This window comes from Exiguobacterium sp. SH0S1 (genome assembly GCF_004337165.1).
GTDB classification, from domain to species: domain Bacteria; phylum Bacillota; class Bacilli; order Exiguobacteriales; family Exiguobacteriaceae; genus Exiguobacterium; species Exiguobacterium aurantiacum_A.
This window is the reverse complement of sequence record NZ_SJVC01000003.1, coordinates 260,816-280,915: the sequence shown is the minus strand read 5'-3', so window position 1 is coordinate 280,915 and position 20,100 is coordinate 260,816. Positions and strand designations below refer to the sequence as shown.

Below are 20,100 nucleotides of genomic sequence, written 5' to 3'. Positions count from 1 at the left end.
TTTACACAGACCACTTTAACGGTGATAACGGGGGGCCCCCGGCTACGCCTACTCGCTTCGGATAGCATCTCAAAAGTGCGTTTCGCGATGTTTGTCAGCCTAGGCTCTCACCAATCCCTAGGTCGCTTTGTTGACTAAACGATCGTTACTCTCTTTTTCATCGACTTTCGTCTATGTGGTTGAAAAGCAACTTCATTATAGAGGATATTTGATGTAGACTCAATGCTAGAATTCAGCCATTATGATGAATAGGCAGGACTTGGGCGCAACCGTGCCGAATCTCCTACCATACATATGAGAAGACTTTTCCCACACAGGAGGGAACTATGAATCATTTTCGCAAAATGTCCGTCCTCGGTTGGAGCATTTGGAGTTTGATCGTTTTACTGACCATCACCTTGTTTACAACCGGTGTTCTTGATATTCCGGCGATCGAGCCGCTTCCGTTCATCTTGATCGCGCTGCTCGTCGTCATTTTCCAAATGGACTCGATTGAACGAAAAGGCATTTATTTCACGTTTTCAGAAAGTATCGTCCTCATCATCTTTTTATTCTTTGATTTTGAGACGGCGCTCCTCGTCAACCAAATCGGACTTCTCGTCTTTCAGTTCGCCAACCTAAAACCGCGCGTCGCGCTCCGCCGCTTTCGGTTCACTTATCCTTGGAACGCGATCACGTCATTTTTAGAAATCGCCATCCCGGCAAGTGTTTACTTGGCCCTCGGAGGTGAAACTGGTCTTGGCTTCTATTCGCAGGATTCGTTCGTTCCGCTCGTCGGTCTGATCATTGCCATAATTTTGAACACGGTCGTCCAGAAGTATCAAGTCGGCTGGTGGTTCCGCGTCGATATCCCGGTCCGTGATTTTTTGAGCATCGCGTTTTACACGTACATCGTCAGTTTGGTCTTCATCTTCGCCGCGTCGTTCTTCCGTGAGACGAACTTGCTCGTCGTCAGCAGCATCGCGGCCGCCCTCACGTTCTTTATTAAGCGGTTGATGATTCAAAAAGGGCGCCAAGACGCGTTCAAGTCATTGATCGAACAGTACGATGAAGCGAAAGAGGCCGTCTCCCTATCTCAAAGCGAGGCCCAGGCGATTGAAGTGTTCTTGAGTCAATGTGAGCGCCTCAACCAATATGATAAAGGGTTTGTCGAGTTCGTCCTGTTCGACCGAACGCTCTATTTCGATTTGTTGACGCGACAGCCGATCGACCGTCCACTCGTCTTCGACTTGATGGAAGCGCGCCATCCACACGCCAAGTCTGTCGATTATGAGATGCGCTTCGAATGGGACGCAGCGTTGTCAGATGCGTTTCATGACGATTACCACAGCTTCATCTCAGTCCAGTCAGAAGAGATTGACGGGATTCGCACACGTATCGTCATGATTGGTGAACACGTCTATGGCTATCCCCCCATCATTCAAAACGAGATGGTAAAACTGTTGAAATCGTTCAACCGAACGATCAGCCGATGCCACGAGCGCGACCGCCTATACACGGAAAGCCGCACCGATAGCTTGACGCTGCTCGCCAATGCGCGCGCGTTCTACGAGTATGGGATTCAACAAATCTCGGACGGCTCGATGTACCCGATCTCGGTCGCGATGCTCGACATCGACTTCTTTAAAAAAATCAATGACACGCACGGTCACCAAGTCGGAGACAGCGTGCTCCAAGAGTTCGGGCGGCGAATCCGGCAAATGCTCCGGACCGATGACTTTGCGGCCCGTTACGGGGGCGAGGAGTTCATCTTGCTGCTCAATCATTGCGACGTCGACCAAGCCGTCGATATCGCCGAACGGATTCGGCAGAAAATTGAAGATAAGCCGTTCCGTGTCGATGGGGTCGATATTCCCGTGACCGCCTCGATCGGTGTCGATACGATTCAAGCGTTCGGCGACAAACGGCTTGACGATACGATCCGTAACGCTGACCGGGCCCTTTACGTCGGCGGCAAGTACGCCGGTCGTAACCGCGTCGCCCATTACAACTTTTTGACGACATGACTTCCCCCCGCGTCCACTGGCGCAGGGGGATTTCTGTTGACAACCCGATTTGAAACAGGTACGTTAGGAAACGTGTCTAACAACTACATCATGACGACTTTTTATCAAGAGAGACGGAGGGACTGGCCCTTAGATGTCTCGGCAGCGGGTAACCTGTGCCAAATCCAGCGAGCGTTCTGCTCGAAAGATGAAAAGGGTGTCTCTTACAGAGAGAGCCTTTTTCGGAAGGCTCTTTTTTTCTATTCTTTGAAATGAGGTGAATCGATTGGAACAACCAACAGCTAACAAATGGGCGCTCTTGCCCTTGCTCGTCTTCCTCGTCTTCTTCATCGGGGCGGGTATTTATTATGGCGACTTTTACAAGTTCCCGGTGCTGATCGCGGCGTTGATCGCTTTAATTGTCGCTGCGATGATGACGAAAGGAAGCGTCACTCAGACCGTTGAGCGCATCGCCCAAGGTGCCGGTAATCCAGGCATCTTGATCATGATATTCATCTTCCTGCTCGCCGGTGCGTTCTCGAGCGTCGCCGGTGCAATCGGTGCGATTGACGCGACGGTCAATGCGGCCTTGACGTTCCTGCCACCGTCACTCTTACTGAGCGGACTGTTCGTCATCGCCGCTTTCATCTCGATGGCGATGGGCACATCGACCGGTACGATTGCCGCGCTCGCCCCGATCGCGCTCGGCATCCATCAAGAGAGCGGGGTCAATATCGCGATCGCGGCCGCGGCCGTTGTCGGCGGGGCCATGTTCGGAGACAATTTGTCGTTCATCTCGGATACGACAATCGCCGCCGTCCGGACACAACGGACGAACATGCGCGACAAGTTCCGGACCAACTTTTGGATCGTGCTCCCGGCCGCAATCATCACGACCGTCCTGTTAGCCGTTCTCTCAAGCGGAGAGTCGACGATTGAAGTGGCCGCGTTCGAATGGTACAAGTTGATTCCGTATCTCGCCGTCATCGTCCTCGCCTTGACCGGACTGAACGTCATCCTCGTTTTGCTCGGCGGCATCGCGCTCGCTGGCATCATCGGGCTGATTGACGGAAGCTTGGCCGTCACGTCTTACGTCACGGCGATGGCCGACGGCATGATGGGCATGGCCGAGATCTCGCTCTTGACATTATTCATGGGCGGACTCGTCGGACTCATCTCGCATAACGGTGGACTCACCTATTTACGAGACGCACTCACGTCACGGATTCAACGCCGGGCTGGTGCGGAATGGAGCATCGCCGGGCTCGTCAGTGCGACGAACGTCGCGACGGCGAACAATACGATCTCGATTCTCGTAGCAGGCCCGCTTGCCGCGAATATCGCCGATACGTATGACATCGAACGGAAAAAGTCAGCGAGCGTACTCGACATCTTCTCGTGCGGGGTACAAGGACTTCTGCCTTACGGGGCGCAGCTCCTCATCGCCGCCGAGTTGACGAACACGGCGTCCCCCGCCCTCGTCCCGTATATGTTCTATCCGTTCCTCCTGTTCATTTGCGGAGGCTTGGCGATCGTCTTCAACTTCCCACGTTTCAAAAAAACCAACTAAGCAAAAATCCTCGAAGGCGGTCGCCTTCGAGGATTTTTATGTTCTCGCTTCACGTTTACGTTTGAGCTCTTCGTTCCGTTTTTTGAAAGCGCGCCGTTTGAGAAGTTCTTCGAGACCCCGGCTGATCGCCCACAATACGAGCAAGAGCAAACCGAGCATCGACAAGCGGAACGGGCTTTGGATGAACTCTTGCCACTGATCACCGATGACCGAGAAGATGACGACGACGAGCAGTTTCCCGAATCCGGCCGCCAATACGAACGTCCGGAGCGGCATTTGAATCAAGGCGAGTAAGTACGTGATCAAACTGACCGGGATGAACGGCAACGAATATAAGAATCCGAGCGAGATTGGACTCATATGGTTGATGCGATCGAGCCAATAGACACCCTGTTTATGTTTTTCGAGCCAACGCGTCATCGGTTTGCGGAACACGTATCGGACGGCGGCGAACACGAGGAGCGTCCCTGCCAAACTGCCGATCCATGACAAGAGCACACCGAGCCAGAAGCCATACGTGGCCGCGTTCGCCGAGATGATCAAGACGAGCGGGAGGAACGGGAAAATCGCTTCTAGGAACGGGGCCCCAAGTCCAGCCCAAGGACCTCCCGGCAGTCCTTGGAGCCATTCGATGATGTTCAATATATATTGTTGGAGTGATGTGAGCATTTCAGTTTCCACCTTCGGCTTTCGTTACTACCTTTTACCCGAATTCGTTCAAGAGGACGCATCCCCCTGCCCTCCTCAAAAAAAAATAAAAAGTATTTGCGAAATTTCACTGTGATATCTATCATATAATAATGGACTTGTGGTTGCAGGCAAGTTCATTCGTCGAACGACACAACCCAACGTTCGTTTTCCTGCAAAAAACTGAACACAGGGGAGCAATAACATGGAAACAAAACCAATGCGGGTCTTACTGTACTATAAGTACGTCAACATCGAGGACCCAGAAACACTGACACAACAACACCTCAAGTATTGTAAGGACCTCGGGATCAAAGGACGTATCTTGATTTCTTCCGAAGGAATCAACGGGACGTGCTCGGGCACTTGGGAACAAACCGAACAGTACATGAACGACTTGAAAGCCGATCCATACTTCAGCGACATCGAGTTCAAAATCGATGAAGTCGAAGAGCATGCTTTCAAGAAAATCTTTGTCCGTCACAAACAAGAGCTCGTGACGTGGCGCTTTGATGGCGAGTTCGACGTGCCTAAACAACACGGTGCGTATCTCGAACCGGAAGAATGGAAAGAGATGATGAATCGCGATGATGTCGTCATCCTCGACGTTCGTAACAACTACGAGTACGATCTTGGTCACTTCAAAAATGCGATCAAAATCGACGTAGAGGCTTCTCGTTACATGCCAGACTGGCTCGAGGAGAACAAAGACCTCTACGAAGGGAAAACACTTCTCACGTACTGTACCGGAGGCGTCCGTTGCGAGAAATTTACCGCATATATGCGTGACCAAGGTCACGACAACATTTTCCACTTAAAAGGCGGCGTCGCCATGTACGGCAAAGACGAAGCAACACAAGGGGAAAACTGGGACGGCGAGCTTTACGTCTTTGACGAGCGCATCAACGTCCCAGTCAACACGGTCAATCCGTCAGTCGTTTCAACGTGCATGCACTGTGGAACGAAGACGGTCCGTTACGTTAATTGTGCCAACCCGGAGTGCAATGCCCAACACTTCTGTTGTGAAGAGTGTGAACCCAAACAGATGCGTTCATGCTCGAAAGAGTGTCAGGAGCATCCACGCAACCGCTATATCATCGAGAATATTGCGGAACAACTTCAAGAGACTGAAGGCGTCGTCGGGTAACAAAAATCGACCGAATAGCGTCGCGGGCAAATGCCCGCGACGCTATTTTTGACAGAAACTTTACGTCTAGCGCGGCATGGAATCGGGTATAGTGTAGATACTATTGTCAGACAGGAAGTGACTGAATTGCTCTTTAACGAACCGTTACTCGCCGCAATACTGGCCTGGTTTATCGCCCAGGCGGCCAAACTTGTGACCGAACTCATTCGAACACGTGACTTTGAACTTGAAATTATGTTCGCCTCAGGCGGAATGCCAAGCTCCCACACCTCGACCGTCGTCGCGCTCGCGACCGCGATCGGCCGGGCTGAAGGCCTCGACTCAAGCATGTTCGCCCTCGCGCTCACGTTCGCGACGATCGTCATGTACGACGCGACCGGCGTCCGTCAAGCCGTTGGTTTCCAAGCCCGTCTATTGAACGACTATTTTAAAGGGATCAAGCACGACACGCCGATCTTGAACGAACTCGTCGGCCATACACCGTACCAAGTCATCGTCGGCGCATTGCTCGGCCTCGTCGTCGGACTATTTTTCCCAATGTAAACGATACACATGTCCAGGCATGTCGGTCCCCTCTCAAAAACTGTCCATCTTTTTGTGAACTTTCACAACAGAGACGGTATAGTGATAAAGAGGAGGAATCGACATGCCTTTTTTACAGAAATCATATGAATCACTCGACACGCTCGCCGAAGCGATCGGGCAAGCGATCCGCGCACCGATCACGATCGAAAATCGCCACCATCAGCTACTCGCCTATAGCACGCATCCCGACTCGACCGACCCGGCTAGGATTGCGACCATCATCGGCCGTCGCGTCCCGGAAGCCGTCATCGAAGATTTGTGGGAAAGCGGTATCCTGCAAGAGCTGATCGACCGAGACGAGCCTGTCGTCATCCCAGCCCGGATGGCCATCGGTCTAGGCGAGCGCGCCGCCGTCGTCATCAAGCAGCAAGAAGACGTGCTCGGCTACATTTGGAGCCTGGCCCGGACGACCCCTTTCTCCGAGCAGGAGCTCACCGTCTTGAAGGAAGGGGCAAGTATCGCCAAGAAACTGCTCATGACGATCGCCATGCACGAACGTCGCATCGATGCCGAACTCGAGCGTTTCTTTTTAGAAGTGCTCGCTTCGCCATACCTCGCTTCCGCACATCGGGAACGCTTGAACGAACTTGCCCCGATTGCCGTCGCGAGTCGCCTGACGATCATCGACTGCTTGCAGCCGATCACTCCGCAATTCGCTGAGCGGTTATTTTATGCGCTTGCGACACAAGAAGCGATCGAGGTCGTCCTCCACGCTATCGACGGCCAACAACTGCTCGTCTGGCATTATATGAAGTCCGAGCTGTCTGAAGAAGAGGGCGCCCTCCTCCAGTGGGCCGGTCGCTTCGAGACCCAGCTGCAAGACAAGTTCACTGACGCCGAACCTCGCCTCGGGATTAGCGGGCGTTTCTTCGAAAGCGATACGCTCTATGCCGCGACCGAGGAAGCAAGACGGGTCACATCGCTACGCCGGAAGTTCCCGTTCGAGCTCGCTAGTGCCCGGGCGTTCGAACAAATTGGCATCTATCAACTCGTCCCCGATTTGTCCAGACGAATCGGCCTGCGCCTCGAGACGCACCCGACGATCGAACGGTTGCAGGCGTATGACCAAGTCCACCGCACCGAACTCGTGACGACGCTTGAATGGTATTTCTATTTTGACGGGAACGTCAAACGAGTCGCCGCCCACCTCCATATCCATCCGAACACGGTCTTGTATCGGATTCGACGGATCGAAGAACTGACGAGCATCACCCAAGTCTCGCTCCCGGAACGGGCCGCTATTTATTTAGCGATCAAGGCCGGACAATATCGTCAAGACGACTGATCCCCACTTTGTGAAAAATCACAAAGTGGGGGTTGTCGCTTTTAGAATCCATGCTAAAGACAGCGATTTCACTTGGGTCTATACTAGAGGTGTGAACAAATTGTGTCAGCAGATAGAAAGGGGAATTACACATGAAAATCGGGGTACTGAAAGAGATTAAAAATAACGAAAACCGCGTCGCGTTGACGCCGATGGGTGCATCAGTCTTGACGGAACTCGGACACGAGGTGCTCGTCGAGACGGGAGCCGGCATCGGGAGCGGCTTCACGAATATGGAGTACATCGACGCTGGGGCAAGCATCGTCGATTCAGCACAGGACGTTTGGGGAGACGTTGAACTCGCCTTGAAAGTAAAAGAGCCACAGCCGTCAGAGTATCAATATTTCCGTTCAGACCTTACGCTCTTCACGTATTTACATTTAGCGGCCGAACCTGAACTCACGAAAGCGCTCGTCGATTCAGGCATGACCGCCATCGCCTACGAGACGGTCGAAGTCGACCGCACGCTTCCGCTACTCACACCGATGAGCGAAGTCGCAGGACGGATGGCTGCTCAAATCGGGGCGCAAATTTTAGAAAAACCGCATGGCGGCAAAGGGATCCTCTTGTCAGGTCTTCCTGGAGTGCCTCGTGCGAACGTCACCGTCATCGGGGGCGGTGTCGTCGGGATGAACGCGGCCCGCATCGCGATTGGTCTCGGAGCCAACGTGACAATCATGGACATCAGCCCGGCTCGTCTCCGCCAAATCGACGACCAGTTCGGGAACACGATCAACACGCTCATCTCGAACCGCTATAATATCGCGAAGCAAGTCGCCGAAAGCGACCTCGTCATCGGTGCCGTCCTCATCCCGGGCGCGAAAGCACCTAAGCTCGTCACGAAAGAGATGGTGCAACAAATGTCACCGGGGTCCGTCATCGTTGATGTCGCCATCGACCAAGGTGGGATCTGTGAGACGATCGATCATATTACGACGCATGACGCACCGACGTACGAACGCTACGGTGTGCAGCACTATGCCGTCGCCAACATGCCAGGGGCGGTCCCGCGCACGTCGACGCTCGGTTTGACGAACGCGACGATGCCTTATATCGTCGAGTGCGCTCAAAAAGGAATCTTCCCGGCGCTTCGCGAAAATGCAGCGCTCCTCAAAGGGTTGAACGTCATCGACGGTACGGTCACATACGAAGCCGTCGCCCGTGACCTCGGCTACACGTTCGTACCGGCCTCTGAAGCCGTCACGAAGCAGCTCCACGCGTAATCGAACACATCCGAAATATGCGGACAGAAAGACGCCCGAACGGAAAATCCCGTTCGGGCGTCTTTCGTATGTTTATGCGTTTTCAACGGCGATGTCTTCACCGATGATTTTCACCTCAGGTTCAAGTTCAATCTCAAACTTCTGTTTGACCGTCGCTTGGACGTGACGAATGAGCGAGATGTACTCAGTCGCTGTTGCCTGATTGATATTGACGATGAAACCCGCGTGCTTGAGTGATACTTCCGCCCCGCCGATGCGCTTGCCTTGCAGTCCGCAATCTTGAATCAGTTTGCCGGCAAAGTAACCAGGCGGGCGCTTGAACACACTGCCGCATGACGGATATTCAAGTGGCTGTTTCGATTCACGCTTATGCGTCAAATCGTCCATCACGTCTTTGATCGCTTCATAACCGAGCGGATCGAGTTCGAACGTCGCCTCTAAGACGATCAATCCTTCTTTCGAAACTCGGCTCGTTCGATAATCGAGGTCAAGCTCATCTTTTGAGAGCGTGAGTAGTTCGCCGTCTGGCGTCAAAACGACCGCACTCGCAATCACATCTTTCGTCTCGCCGCCGTAGGCACCCGCGTTCATATAGACAGCGCCTCCGACCGTTCCCGGAATACCGCATGCGAACTCCAGTCCAGACAGCTCTTCAGTGAGCGCCTGGCGCGACACGTCGATGATGGCCGCTCCTGCTTGGGCGATGATTCGGTTGCCGTCACGGCGAATCGTGTTCAACTCGTTCAAGTTCAAGACGATGCCACGCAGGCCGCCGTCTCGAACGATCAAGTTGGAACCGAAACCGAGAATCATGAATGGTACGTTTTCGCGATGGGCGAGCTCAAGGACGGCTTGAACTTCTTCGTACGTGTGTGGGGCCACGAAATAATCCGCTTTCCCGCCCAGTTTTGTATATGTGTGTGCTGACAGCGGCTCGTCTTGCTTGAAGCGCTCGGCCGGGATGATTGTGAGTAGTTGGTCTAAAAAGCTCATGCGTTGCCTCAATCCTTTACGGTCTATTTTATTAGTGCCGCAAGCGAAAAAGTTCGCCTCGGACACGTTGCTGAATGGTTTCAGTACGAAACACAGTATACAAATGTTTACCGAGAGTGACAAGCAACGTTTTCTTTACAATCTAGCAAATGGTTTACAACAATAATGATGTCGCGACGGCTACGACAATCGGGATTGTGAAATTATCCCAATCTCGATACGAAATCGCTTCTGTTAGCGTCGCTATGATGGAAATGATAAACCCATAAGTTACCACTTGCCACATCGGAATATCTTTCCACAAAAACAATAAAAAGAGTACCGCGTACGAACTTAAGAACATGGCCATGCTGCCTTGGAACGATCGCTTTTGCCCATACAGGTCATAGATCACCGTCCCGTATTTGCGTCCAATGAGGGCTGCTAAGCCGTCTCCCCATGCCAATACGAGCGAGCCCGCTAAAAAGGCGAGCGGTTCCGTCTCGAAAAAGAAGAACAAGATGACGAGGAGTGCGATCGGGTAATAGACGGTCCCGAGCGACTTCCGCTCGGTCTGATGGACCGGAGACGGGCTCTTATATAGAAGCCACGCGTTTGCGAACGTAAAGAAAACGAGCGGTATGGCGGCGATGTACCATGTGTCCATCAACCAGACGGCGAGCAATGACCAATGCCCGACCGCAATATGTACGCTCTTTCGAATTGTCTCATCCGTCCAGCCGAGGCGCTTGCCAATCTGTTCGAGACCGACGAGAAACACCAGGACAATGACGATGGACAGAATAGAACTGACCCATTCATTCATCCTTGGACCACCTTTATGTGCGATTTTTATACGTATTCATTATACCTTAATCAGGCCAGAACCTAGCTTCCTTTTCAAACATTTGGTAGAATGAGGTCAAATGACTGTATAGCCCGCGAACGAAGTCGGCTATAGAAAGGATGCCTGTATGCGCGATGCAATTTCGATTCAAACGTTGGCTGATTGCCTTCACTATATGCGGGTTGGTGACGTCGATCGGGCCATCTCACTTTTTCCTGAAGAGGTGCGTGAGCATTTCCCGAAAGAGCTTCGTAAAATCCATTTGTTTCATATTGAAAAGAACGGATTGTCGATCAATCAAATCGTGGCCTTGGCCAACACACTGACCGGAGAACATTTGTCCGCGACGACGATTCAAAACTGGACGAAACGCGAAGTTCGCAAAATCATCGGTGTCCCTCGGGTCGGCAAAAAATATTCACTGCAACAGGCTGCGATCATTTATTTGCTAGACGACTTGAAGCATTTGTTTTCGCTCGAAGAGACGAGCTCGCTGCTCGCACTCATCTTCAACAATCCCGACCGCGACGAGGACGACCTCATCTCCCCGATCGACTTCTACCGCTTGTACGCGGAGTATGCCAAGTCGACGAGCCCGATCGAGATGTTAGATACTCGTGCGAAGCGTTCGATCGAGAAGATGGGACACACCCATCCGAACATCATGCACGTCCTGAAGCTTTGTTTGTACGCGCACCGCGTGACGACACTCGAGCTCGAGGCCAAACACTATTTAAGCCGCTTCATTTGAGCCGATCAAATGAAGCTTTTTTTGTGGAACGCAAAAAAAACACCAGTCGCAGTGACTGGTGTTCGTCATATTGGTTAGACTGACATGGCGACCGGCATCCGTGATTTGACCGTCAACGTCTTCAAAACTGACAACAACTCGAACATCGAGAGCTGATCCGCCTCTTTCGTCAAACAGAAAGAATCGTCATCTTGTTTGCGAAGTTCCGCCACAAGTTTTCCAGCTTTATCGCGAACACTGAACTTGTAGCGTTCGACATCGTATTGAATCGTGTAGAGACCACGTTCATAGACGTTGTATTCACACTTTTTCCCGAATAACGAGAACTTGTCTTTCAATTGACCAATCGCTTGCCCGTCGTGGTTCATGACGACCCACTTTTGACAGTTTGGGATGTACTTCCCGTGAGCGATTTGTCGACCGGACAAGTTGTGCACTTGAACACTGCCCTCCGTGTCGCGGTGAACAGATCCGATTGCATCATTTGTTTCGTCATAAATGGTCGCCTCGCCTTGCGTAAAGACACAACCTTTTACATAAATTAATTTGCGCACCGCTTTTTCCTCCTACTACGTTCCAACCTCGATTTTTGTGTTTGTTCGGTTGGTCATTCTGTGAAACCCCAATTTAGTTTCTAGTAGTCGTGTTTCTCTGTTCAACTACTACATATTTCATATGACGAAGATGATTATTGCACCGTTTGAGGAAAAAGACAACCCCTTTTTCTTCGACACAATCCGCCAGTCTGTCAAAGCTGTGAACAGGCGCCACTTTAGCGCTTAAATCCAGCCTGTTTGAGCAGCTGTTCGAGCTCTGTTCTTGCAATCAGACGAACTTGATTTGGTTCGGCGAGTTCGTATGCACTATCCGTATAGGACGAGTTCGTGACGACCCATCCTTCGTTCGCCCCGTAGTATGGAACGGACGCGGCTACTTGCTGGACCGCTTCGAGTCCGACAACTTTTTCATAGCGTTTTGCTTGGACCGCGATCGACCAGCCGTCCGACGTTTCAAGGAGCAAATCCGCCCCGAAATCACGTGACGCCGGCGTGACCGTCACGGTGTACCCGAGCGCTGTGAACACTTCTTCTAAAAACAGCTCAAACTCACGGCCGTCCATTCGATCAATCCGATCAATCGTCGACAGGCGCATCCGCCAGATGAGCCAAGCAATCCCGAGAGCGAGCACCGTGACGACGCTCCACATCGGTGCTTCAAACCACCATAATCCGATGGCGATCAATAGGCTAAGCGCCATTCCTTTCACGTCAATCGTCCTCCCTACCTTTTCTTTTATTTACTTTACCGAATCAATGCAGGAAAACAAAGGGTCTTCTGTCGAATGTATTCCAAATGTACCCGTTTGATATAAAGAAGGAGGGATCAAACGTTAATGGAGAAAAGGATGTATCTCCAAAACGAACTGCTGCACGCTTTACCTTACGGCGTCGCGCTGATTACGAAGGACGGTACGATCGTTCAGGCGAATCGTCCGTTCATGGAGCAGTTTCCTGAAGACTTACAGACGAAAACGAATATTTTCCACATGGTCAACCAGTCACCTCTCACCATGGAATTGTCGCGCCGGATGGAGCAAGGACTTCCTTGGATATACGAGATGCCGACGATTCGCGTCCATGCGATCCCATATGAACATATATATATTCTCTCCATCGAGCCGCTCCCGCTCGACACGCGGGTCACGGTCCAACATAACGCCTTTGAGGCGATGATGCATACCGAGCTCGACATGGCGATGATCATGACAGATGCCAATCTGCTCATCAATCGCTTCAATAAAGGAGCGACCGAGCTGTTCGGCTATCAACCTCACGAAGTGCTCTATGAGATGACACCGTTCGCCTTGTTCGAGTCGCGAGAACTGAGTGAGAAGCGAACGCATTATCAAGACGAGACGGAGCGCTTGTTGTCGTTCGAACAGATGCTGCGCGTCGCACTCGATCGTGGAGACCGAGAATGGAAGTTTCAGCGTAAAGATCGTACCCATTTTGTCGGCAAACTGTTCATGCAGCCGGTCTATGAACACAATCAAATCATCGGCTTCTTTTTCTTCGTCTTTGATGTCAGCCCTGAAATCGCGCTCAAAGGCGAACTGCTCCATAAAGAGCAGCGTTACCGCATGTTTGCTGAGTCCGTGATTGAAGCTGTCCTGTTTCACGAAGGGGGAACGATTCTTGACGCGAACAAGGCAGCCGAAACGATTTTCCGTATCCCGGCCGAGGACATGGTCGGACGCCAAACGATCGAATTTATCGCGGAAGGCTACCGGGCCGATGTCCTCAGACGGGTCCGTAATCACATTCAAACCCCTTACGAAGTCATCGGACGGCGCGAGGACGGTACCTTTTTAGAGATGGAAGTCTATCCGAAAGAAGTGACGTTCCAAGGCCAGACGCTCCGCGTCGCCGTCATGCGCGATATTAGTGACCGTAAAAAAGTCGAGCGCATGCTTGAACGAGAGAAAAATGCGATTGCTCGTCAGCGCGACATCATCCAATCGATTCTGCAAGCATCGAACGAGGCGTTCGTCTTGACCGAATCGAACGGTAGTGTCCTGTTCATGAACGTGCATGCCCGGCGCTTACTCGACCTGCCCGGCATCGCTCCGAACAAGATGCAGGAACGCATCCCGCTCCTGACGACATTCCGGGGCCGTGATCGCACTGAAATGTTAAAGAAAATCGACCTCTTGCTCGACGGGTCGGCTCGTGAAGTGTCGCTCCGTTTTTCGATTCCGCAACCGAACGATCGCGACGAACAGTATTATGAGATGTACGGAACCGGCATGGACACAAAACGGCAGATTGGGATGGATAGTGGCTTTTTGTTCGTCTTCCGCAACCGGACCGAAGAAGAGCGGATGGACCAAATCAAAAACGAGTTGGTCAGCACCGTCTCACACGAGTTGAGAACGCCATTATCTTCTTTATCAGGATACATCGAATTGATGCTGACACGTGACTTGTCGAAGGACAAGCGCGAACGTTATTTAAAGACGATGGCGAAAGAAGCGAAGCGGTTGACGGACTTGTTGAACGACTTCCTTGATATTCAGCGCATGGAAGATGGCAATCAAGAGTATAAACAAGACCGCTTCGTCCTGAACGAGCTCGTCCGTGAAGTCGTCGAACGCTTCCGCGAGACGACTGACCACTCGATTCATTTCGATGATGCCGACGAGTTGCTCGTTCTCATCGCCGACAAAGACCGGATCGAGCAAGTCATCATCAACTTGCTTTCAAACGCCATCAAGTACTCACCTCACAGTCATGAGATTGAAGTTCGCGTCCGGAAAGAGCACAAGCAAGCCCACGTGTCCGTCCAAGATTTTGGAATCGGGATTCCCGAGCACGCGTTTGAAGAACTGTTCAAAAAATTCTACCGTGTCGACAACTCAGATACGCGTCAAATCGGAGGCACCGGCCTCGGGTTGTCAATCTGTAAGGAGATCATCGAGTCGCACGGCGGCAGCATCGAAGTCGAGTCGAGCGTAGGCGTTGGCTCGACGTTCACGTTCACGTTAGATGTAGCGGAGGAGACGTCATGAATCAATATGCCTTTACCGGTTTCCCAGGATTTTTAGCAGGAAAGCTGATTACCCATCTCGCGACATTGCCAGATCAGATTGGAACGATCTATGCGCTCCATTTACCGGCACAACGACCAGAAGCGCTCGCTTTGAAACAAGAACTGTTAGCCACGACTTCGCTTCAAGACGAGCAGTTAGTGCTTGTTGAAGCCGATATCACACTCCCGGAAGTCATTCTCGACCCGATCATGCGGTCGGTCATCGAACGGGAAGTGAATTATATCTTCCACTTAGCGGCCGCTTATGACTTGAGCATCCCGTATGACGTCGGCTACCGAGTCAACTTGCTCGGGACGAAGCATATGACGGCGTTCGCCAAACGGGCAAAACATTTAAAGCGATACGTCTACTTTAGTACCGCCTACGTCTCCGGACGCCGCCAAGGGACCGTCTATGAGAACGAGCTATGGCATCGGGTCCAGTTTAAAAACCATTACGAGGCTACGAAGTATGAAGCGGAAGCCATCGTCTCCCGTGAACTCGGCTCGATACCCGCGACGATCATCCGTCCCGGTATCGTCATCGGTCATAGCAAGACCGGAGAGACGAAAAAATTCGATGGCGTCTACTTCGTGTTGAAGTTGATGGACCAGTTGCGTCAAGCGGCGCCGCTCCCGTATATCGGACGGCAAAACATCGAAGTGAACCTCGTACCGTATGACTACGTGGTCGAAGCGACTGCTTATCTCGCCCACGCCCCAGTCGGTCTAAAGCGCACGTTCCATTTGACCGACCCGTTCCCGCATGGGGCTCGGGAAGTGTACCGTATGATCCATGAAGCGATGTTTGGTCGCTCGCCTCGCGGAACGATTCCCCATTTCGCCGCAGAAACCGGATTTTCCGCTTTGCAGCTATCGGAACGATATGGGGTTCCAAAAGAACTGCTCGCCTATTTTAAGCATCAAGTCCATTTCGACACGACGCAGACGCTCCGAGCGTTAAACGGGACCGGCATCGTTTGCCCGGATTTACAAGACTACTTGCCTGACATCGTCGCTTATTACAACACACACAAAGAGGCTGGGACATAACTAGCCAGTTTTAAAGCTTTTCAATAAAATGAGAAGAGGCCACCAGGAGCGAACAAGTCGCTCCCGGTGGCCTCTTTCTTATAAATCTACTGGGTTATGTCCAAGCCTCAATAACCTGAAACTGGGTCCTGAACGTTTAATTCAGGACCCAGTTTTTATTCTTTATTCAAAAATAAATGGCAACACGTCACATCATATAGAATGCAGTTATTAGACAAACATTCAGACGGTTCTACATAGTCCTACCAATCGCAGACCGTACTGCGGCCTGAATGGAGGGGACGAGCTCCTTCCCAGAGGAAGCGTTCAAAACGGCGACAACGAACTCGTGGACGCGTCCGCCAAGATCAACGGGCGATGGAAGAAATGTTTCGGCTGGAGAACCGCACAAGAGGCGTTTGTAGAGGAAGTTTTGAGCTCAATTTAACAAAACCTCATTTAAAAAAACCAAAAACGATAAAATTTAAAGATTGCCCAACCAGATATGAAAGCATAAATAATAAATATGCTTCGAGATACGTACGGGATGGTGATGTATTTTAAACTAAGCACTGTGAATAAAGTTATAATTATAGAAATAAATGGTGCCCAATAAAATGCAGACAATACTAAATTGGCATCGTCCTCTGCCGGAAATAATAAAATTAACCAGAAGGATAGAACACACCATGTAATGAAAGAAAACAGAATAAATAAAATTTCTTTCAAATGACTCTCCTACTTTCAAGTGAGGCTAATCGGAAATTGATCCGGGTATTTATTGGACCATTATTATAACCAATTAATTTCACATAATAGGTAACTCCTGCACTGAGACTTACATTTAATTCAGAAAAAACGGTTCCGTTACTATCATCATTATATGCAATTTGATTCATTAAAGACGGATCAGAATAAGGGTGCAACACTGTATCATTCGTCCCGTTTCCTTTTTTGTGTGTCTTCATCCAATTAACAGCTTCTCTTTCGGATAACGGATCTTCCGGTCCATCTGTCGTGCGACCGTGAACAGAATGGTCAGCGAGCCGACACGGCCGAGGAGCATCATGAACATGATGAACCCTTTCCCGGCGTCATTCAGTTCAGCCGTGATGCCGAGCGAGAGCCCGACCGTTCCGAAGGCAGACACGGTCTCGAACAAGAGGGCGGTCGCCGGAATGTGATCATTCGTCAAAATCGTGAGTGCCGTGATCAACATAATAAAGAAGAAGCTCGAGATGGCGACGACGTATGCTTTCTTGATTTGAAACGCGTCGACCGTCCGCTCGAGAATGACTGTCTCTTTTTTACCGGCGATGAACGCCCACATGTCCGCTAAAATGACAGCGACGGTCGTCACTTTAATACCAGATCCCGTTGATGCCGCTCCGGCCCCGATATACATCAAGATGAGGATTAATCCGATCGACACCGGCGCCATCATCGAGATGTCCACCGTATTGAATCCAGCCGTCCGTGTCGTCACCGCTTGAAAGAACGTGACGTTTAACGCCTCGCCAATCGGGCGGCCGTAAAGTGCACCTTCCACTGATACCCACTCGAATAGCATAAGTCCGAACCAGGCGATTCCGTTGATGACGCCAAGCGAAGCAATCATGATTTTCGAATGCAAAGCGAGTCGCTTCCATCGTTTCACTTCGGTCGCGTCGGCAATCGTCGTGAATCCGAGACCCCCAATCATCAAGAGCATCGAAATCGTGACGACGATGGCCGTATTCTGCTCGAACTGCATCAAGCTGTCGGGCCATAATGCAAAACCTGCGTTATTGAACGCCGAGACGGCATGGAAAAAGCCATAATATAGTGCTTCGCCGAACCGATAATCGCTCGTGCTGTAAAGTTCGACCGTCAAAAATAACATTCCGATGAACTGGACGATGATGGTCGTGAAGACGATGTTGCGGACGAGGCGGACCGTTCCGCCCGGACCTGACAAGTTGAGCGATTCTTGGAGTAAGATGCGCTGTTTTAAGCCGATTTTCTTACCGAGCACACTGAGCAGCATGAGCGCGACCGTCATGAATCCGAGTCCGCCGATTTGAATCAAGGCGACGATGACGAGCTCGCCGAACGTATTGAACGATGAGCCGATGTCGATCGTCGACAGGCCGGTCACCGTGCCTGCTGACGTCGCGATGAAGAGGCAATCGATCCAAGAGACCGGTTCGGTTTGGGCGAATGGCATATACAGCAACGTCGCTCCGATCAAGATGGCGAGTAAAAATCCAGTCGCGATAAATCGGGCCGGTTTTTCAAAGATGAGCCGGTATAGCGCCTCAATTCGTTTAAGGCGCAATTCCCGTACGGTCAATCGATGTCGCATCTCGCTATCTCCTTTAAATCGAGTTTTCTAAGCATCATCTTACTCCTCGACGTGTAAATTGCCAACTAGAAAAATGTATCGCTAACCCTTCCTATATTTTTTTGGTAATATTAGAGATAGACTTTATGAATATTGAGGAGGTTGAATGAAACCGTGGACCCTAGTACGGTAGATCATTCGCTAAAGGATGTCTCGCGAAGGTTGGAGCGTCAATCACAATGTATGCCCGCCCATCTCTATTTCCAGCTCGAAGAACTGTTGAATTGGTCACTTGATCAAGAAGTTATGAATCAATTGTACGCATTATTAAAAAAATACGATGTGCTAACCGATATAGAGCGTGAAGAACGAAATATCAGCATCCAACTGCTGATTGACGAAAACGGCGCTTAACCATCGGAACGCATTTGCGGGAGACGAGTTAAGTCTCTCGCTTTTTTTATATCTTGATTTTTTTTAGAAAGGTGGAAAACATAGACATGGATGTCGTCACTTTAGTCGGACTTTTACTCGGTTTCTTTACGTTAATCGGAGGGATGATTTTGAAAGGAGCGGGGGTCGCTCCGCTGATCAACCCTGCGGCCCTCGTCATTATTTTTGTCGGGACGGCGGCCGCGGTCAGTATCGCCGTTTCGAAAGAACAGCTACAGACGGTACCCCAACTATTTAAGATTTTATTCAAAAAACAAGAACTGCCAAGCAAATCTGGTTTGTTGACGCAATTCGTCGACCTGTCGACGCAGGCACGTAAAGAAGGCCTGCTGTCACTCGAGACGGCACTCGAGCAAGTCGAAGAACCGTTTTTGAAACAAGGCATGATGATGGTCATCGACGGTCAACCGTCTGAATATATCGCCGAAGTGATGTCGCGTGATATCGAGAATATGGAAATACGCCATAAAGCGAACGCTGATGTGTTCACGCAAGCAGGCACGTACGCTCCGACGCTCGGTGTACTTGGAGCCGTCATCGGGCTCGTCGCCGCGCTAAAAGACTTATCCGATATTGATAAACTCGGCTACGCCATCTCCGCCGCCTTTGTCGCGACGCTGTTCGGGATTTTCAGTGGATATGTTCTTTGGTTCCCGTTTGCCAACAAGTTGAAGCAATATTCGAAAAGCGAGGTCGTCGTCAAGGAAATGATGATCGAAGGAATTTTGTCGATTCAAGGCGGAGAGTCACCAAAGACGTTAGAAGATAAGTTGGCCGTGTATTTGTCTCCAAAGGAGCGAGCGAACTATGAAGCGCAAAAAGAAGCATGATCATGAAGAACACATCCCGGAAGGCTGGCTCATCCCTTACGCTGACCTGCTGACGTTACTTCTCGCTTTGTTTATCGTGTTGTTCGCCTCAAGTAACGTCGACCAGACGAAGCTCAATAAGATGTCTCAATCGTTCAATCAAGTGTTCTCAGGCGGCACGAGTGTCTTCCAAGCCTCAACGGCGTCAAACAGTGACATTAGCCGAACGGACAAGACAGATACGACCGCCAATCCGCGGACGTATGAGCTAGCCAAACTCGACGAGTTAAAAGAAGAAGTGAATCAGTACATTAAGAAAAATGGATTAGAAGACGAAATCGAGGCGACCATCAACTCAAGTGGGCTCGTCCTGACGATCCAAGACCGGGCTTTGTTCAGCATGGGGGAAGCGACACTCGACGCTGACGCCCGCACGGTCGCCCAGTCGATCAGCGGCATTCTCGAACAAGCCGGGAATCGAGAAATCGTCGTGTCCGGTCATACCGATAACGTGCCGATCAATACGGCTCGTTTCCCGTCGAACTGGGAACTCAGTTCAGCCCGAGCGACTGCGTTCATGCGAGGTCTGTTGACGAATGAGTCGCTCAATCCGAATCAGTTCACGCTCGCAAGCTACGGGGAATATAAGCCGATTGCGACGAACGAAACGGACGCCGGGCGTTCTAAAAATCGCCGTGTCGAAGTATTGATCAAGCCGCTCGTCGACTTATCAGAAGGTTCACCAAAAATGATCGAAACGCTCGTCTTACCATGAAGAAAAGCCCACTCTGCGACAGAGTGGGC

Annotated in this window: 18 protein-coding genes, 1 riboswitch and 1 other annotated feature (1 of these 20 running past the window's edge); of the genes, 12 read left to right on the top strand and 6 right to left on the bottom strand. The window is 51.0% G+C overall.

What is annotated here, in order from left to right:
- Positions 1 to 170, bottom strand: a binding site (T-box leader) (it extends 42 nt beyond the left edge of the window).
- A 156-nt stretch (positions 171 to 326) separates the two neighbouring features.
- Positions 327 to 2,006, top strand: coding sequence for a GGDEF domain-containing protein (locus EVJ20_RS10525; RefSeq protein ID WP_236633531.1), 1,680 nt, complete (start codon positions 327 to 329; stop codon positions 2,004 to 2,006).
- A gap of 98 nt (positions 2,007 to 2,104) precedes the next feature.
- Positions 2,105 to 2,200, top strand: a riboswitch (SAM riboswitch).
- 71 nt (positions 2,201 to 2,271) lie between these two features.
- Positions 2,272 to 3,555 (top strand): Na+/H+ antiporter NhaC family protein, encoded by a 1,284-nt coding sequence (locus EVJ20_RS10520; RefSeq protein ID WP_070329196.1) that lies wholly within the window; start codon positions 2,272 to 2,274, stop codon positions 3,553 to 3,555.
- A 36-nt stretch (positions 3,556 to 3,591) separates the two neighbouring features.
- Here the strand turns inward: EVJ20_RS10520 and EVJ20_RS10515 are convergent, their stop codons facing one another.
- Positions 3,592 to 4,224, bottom strand: coding sequence for a TVP38/TMEM64 family protein (locus EVJ20_RS10515; protein WP_131441650.1), 633 nt, complete (start codon positions 4,222 to 4,224; stop codon positions 3,592 to 3,594).
- 223 nt (positions 4,225 to 4,447) lie between these two features.
- Here EVJ20_RS10515 and trhO point away from each other — a divergent pair, with 223 nt between their 5' ends.
- The 4 genes from trhO (at position 4,448) to ald (ending at position 8,521) form a co-directional block, all read left to right on the top strand.
- Positions 4,448 to 5,389, top strand: a complete 942-nt coding sequence (gene trhO, locus EVJ20_RS10510) for an oxygen-dependent tRNA uridine(34) hydroxylase TrhO (RefSeq protein WP_131508154.1) — start codon at positions 4,448 to 4,450, stop codon at positions 5,387 to 5,389.
- A gap of 117 nt (positions 5,390 to 5,506) precedes the next feature.
- The gene (locus EVJ20_RS10505) at positions 5,507 to 5,932 is read left to right on the top strand and encodes a divergent PAP2 family protein (RefSeq protein ID WP_070329193.1); all 426 of its coding nucleotides are present in this window, start codon (positions 5,507 to 5,509) and stop codon (positions 5,930 to 5,932) included.
- A 103-nt stretch (positions 5,933 to 6,035) separates the two neighbouring features.
- Positions 6,036 to 7,259: a PucR family transcriptional regulator gene (locus EVJ20_RS10500; RefSeq protein ID WP_131465989.1), complete on the top strand. Its 1,224-nt coding sequence runs from the start codon at positions 6,036 to 6,038 to the stop codon at positions 7,257 to 7,259.
- Positions 7,260 to 7,390: 131 nt separating this feature from the next.
- Positions 7,391 to 8,521: an alanine dehydrogenase gene (gene ald / locus EVJ20_RS10495; protein WP_071398884.1), complete on the top strand. Its 1,131-nt coding sequence runs from the start codon at positions 7,391 to 7,393 to the stop codon at positions 8,519 to 8,521.
- 72 nt (positions 8,522 to 8,593) lie between these two features.
- Here ald and murB read toward each other — a convergent pair whose 3' ends face one another.
- Positions 8,594 to 9,514 (bottom strand): UDP-N-acetylmuramate dehydrogenase, encoded by a 921-nt coding sequence (gene murB, locus EVJ20_RS10490; protein WP_131490612.1) that lies wholly within the window; start codon positions 9,512 to 9,514, stop codon positions 8,594 to 8,596.
- A 154-nt stretch (positions 9,515 to 9,668) separates the two neighbouring features.
- Positions 9,669 to 10,319: a diacylglycerol/polyprenol kinase family protein gene (locus EVJ20_RS10485; RefSeq protein WP_070329189.1), complete on the bottom strand. Its 651-nt coding sequence runs from the start codon at positions 10,317 to 10,319 to the stop codon at positions 9,669 to 9,671.
- A 148-nt stretch (positions 10,320 to 10,467) separates the two neighbouring features.
- On the opposite strand from EVJ20_RS10485, the gene EVJ20_RS10480 reads away from it, so the two are divergent.
- Entirely contained in the window at positions 10,468 to 11,091 is a 624-nt protein-coding gene (locus EVJ20_RS10480) for a DUF1836 domain-containing protein (RefSeq protein WP_070329188.1), read from the top strand.
- A gap of 74 nt (positions 11,092 to 11,165) precedes the next feature.
- On the opposite strand, the gene EVJ20_RS10475 is transcribed toward EVJ20_RS10480, so the two are convergent.
- Positions 11,166 to 11,645 (bottom strand): hypothetical protein, encoded by a 480-nt coding sequence (locus EVJ20_RS10475; RefSeq protein WP_070329187.1) that lies wholly within the window; start codon positions 11,643 to 11,645, stop codon positions 11,166 to 11,168.
- 218 nt (positions 11,646 to 11,863) lie between these two features.
- On the bottom strand, positions 11,864 to 12,349 hold the full coding sequence (locus EVJ20_RS10470; protein ID WP_233589717.1) for a restriction endonuclease: 486 nt from the start codon (positions 12,347 to 12,349) through the stop codon (positions 11,864 to 11,866).
- A gap of 135 nt (positions 12,350 to 12,484) precedes the next feature.
- Between EVJ20_RS10470 and EVJ20_RS10465 the strand changes: the two genes are divergently transcribed.
- Together EVJ20_RS10465 and EVJ20_RS10460 are read left to right on the top strand one after the other, a co-directional pair.
- Positions 12,485 to 14,659 (top strand): PAS domain-containing sensor histidine kinase, encoded by a 2,175-nt coding sequence (locus EVJ20_RS10465; RefSeq protein ID WP_131441645.1) that lies wholly within the window; start codon positions 12,485 to 12,487, stop codon positions 14,657 to 14,659.
- The gene (locus EVJ20_RS10460) at positions 14,656 to 15,732 is read left to right on the top strand and encodes an SDR family oxidoreductase (RefSeq protein WP_131508152.1); all 1,077 of its coding nucleotides are present in this window, start codon (positions 14,656 to 14,658) and stop codon (positions 15,730 to 15,732) included. Before EVJ20_RS10465 ends, EVJ20_RS10460 begins: the two co-directional genes overlap by 4 nt.
- 943 nt (positions 15,733 to 16,675) lie before the next feature.
- On the opposite strand, the gene EVJ20_RS10455 is transcribed toward EVJ20_RS10460, so the two are convergent.
- Positions 16,676 to 18,055: a TrkH family potassium uptake protein gene (locus EVJ20_RS10455; RefSeq protein WP_131505159.1), complete on the bottom strand. Its 1,380-nt coding sequence runs from the start codon at positions 18,053 to 18,055 to the stop codon at positions 16,676 to 16,678.
- Positions 18,056 to 18,256: 201 nt separating this feature from the next.
- Here EVJ20_RS10455 and EVJ20_RS10450 point away from each other — a divergent pair, with 201 nt between their 5' ends.
- The 3 genes from EVJ20_RS10450 (at position 18,257) to EVJ20_RS10440 (ending at position 20,071) form a co-directional block, all read left to right on the top strand.
- On the top strand, positions 18,257 to 18,448 hold the full coding sequence (locus tag EVJ20_RS10450; protein ID WP_233589722.1) for a hypothetical protein: 192 nt from the start codon (positions 18,257 to 18,259) through the stop codon (positions 18,446 to 18,448).
- An 86-nt stretch (positions 18,449 to 18,534) separates the two neighbouring features.
- Positions 18,535 to 19,317 carry a flagellar motor stator protein MotA gene (gene motA / locus EVJ20_RS10445; protein WP_070329182.1) on the top strand — a complete coding sequence of 261 codons (783 nt, stop codon included), beginning with the start codon at positions 18,535 to 18,537 and terminating at the stop codon, positions 19,315 to 19,317.
- Positions 19,295 to 20,071: a flagellar motor protein MotB gene (locus EVJ20_RS10440; RefSeq protein ID WP_070329181.1), complete on the top strand. Its 777-nt coding sequence runs from the start codon at positions 19,295 to 19,297 to the stop codon at positions 20,069 to 20,071. Before motA ends, EVJ20_RS10440 begins: the two co-directional genes overlap by 23 nt.
- Positions 20,072 to 20,100: the final 29 nt, after the last annotated feature.

Coding starts and splice junctions, on each gene's coding strand:
- motA (WP_070329182.1), top strand. CDS start 18,535: ATGGATGTCGTCACTTTAGTCGGACTTTTACTCGGTTTCTTTACGTTA.
- EVJ20_RS10460 (WP_131508152.1), top strand. CDS start 14,656: ATGAATCAATATGCCTTTACCGGTTTCCCAGGATTTTTAGCAGGAAAG.
- EVJ20_RS10470 (WP_233589717.1), bottom strand. CDS start 12,349: ATGGCGCTTAGCCTATTGATCGCCATCGGATTATGGTGGTTTGAAGCA.
- EVJ20_RS10480 (WP_070329188.1), top strand. CDS start 10,468: ATGCGCGATGCAATTTCGATTCAAACGTTGGCTGATTGCCTTCACTAT.
- EVJ20_RS10525 (WP_236633531.1), top strand. CDS start 327: ATGAATCATTTTCGCAAAATGTCCGTCCTCGGTTGGAGCATTTGGAGT.
- murB (WP_131490612.1), bottom strand. CDS start 9,514: ATGAGCTTTTTAGACCAACTACTCACAATCATCCCGGCCGAGCGCTTC.
- EVJ20_RS10440 (WP_070329181.1), top strand. CDS start 19,295: ATGAAGCGCAAAAAGAAGCATGATCATGAAGAACACATCCCGGAAGGC.
- EVJ20_RS10485 (WP_070329189.1), bottom strand. CDS start 10,319: ATGAATGAATGGGTCAGTTCTATTCTGTCCATCGTCATTGTCCTGGTG.
- EVJ20_RS10515 (WP_131441650.1), bottom strand. CDS start 4,224: ATGCTCACATCACTCCAACAATATATATTGAACATCATCGAATGGCTC.
- ald (WP_071398884.1), top strand. CDS start 7,391: ATGAAAATCGGGGTACTGAAAGAGATTAAAAATAACGAAAACCGCGTC.
- trhO (WP_131508154.1), top strand. CDS start 4,448: ATGGAAACAAAACCAATGCGGGTCTTACTGTACTATAAGTACGTCAAC.
- EVJ20_RS10455 (WP_131505159.1), bottom strand. CDS start 18,055: ATGCGACATCGATTGACCGTACGGGAATTGCGCCTTAAACGAATTGAG.
- EVJ20_RS10500 (WP_131465989.1), top strand. CDS start 6,036: ATGCCTTTTTTACAGAAATCATATGAATCACTCGACACGCTCGCCGAA.
- EVJ20_RS10465 (WP_131441645.1), top strand. CDS start 12,485: ATGGAGAAAAGGATGTATCTCCAAAACGAACTGCTGCACGCTTTACCT.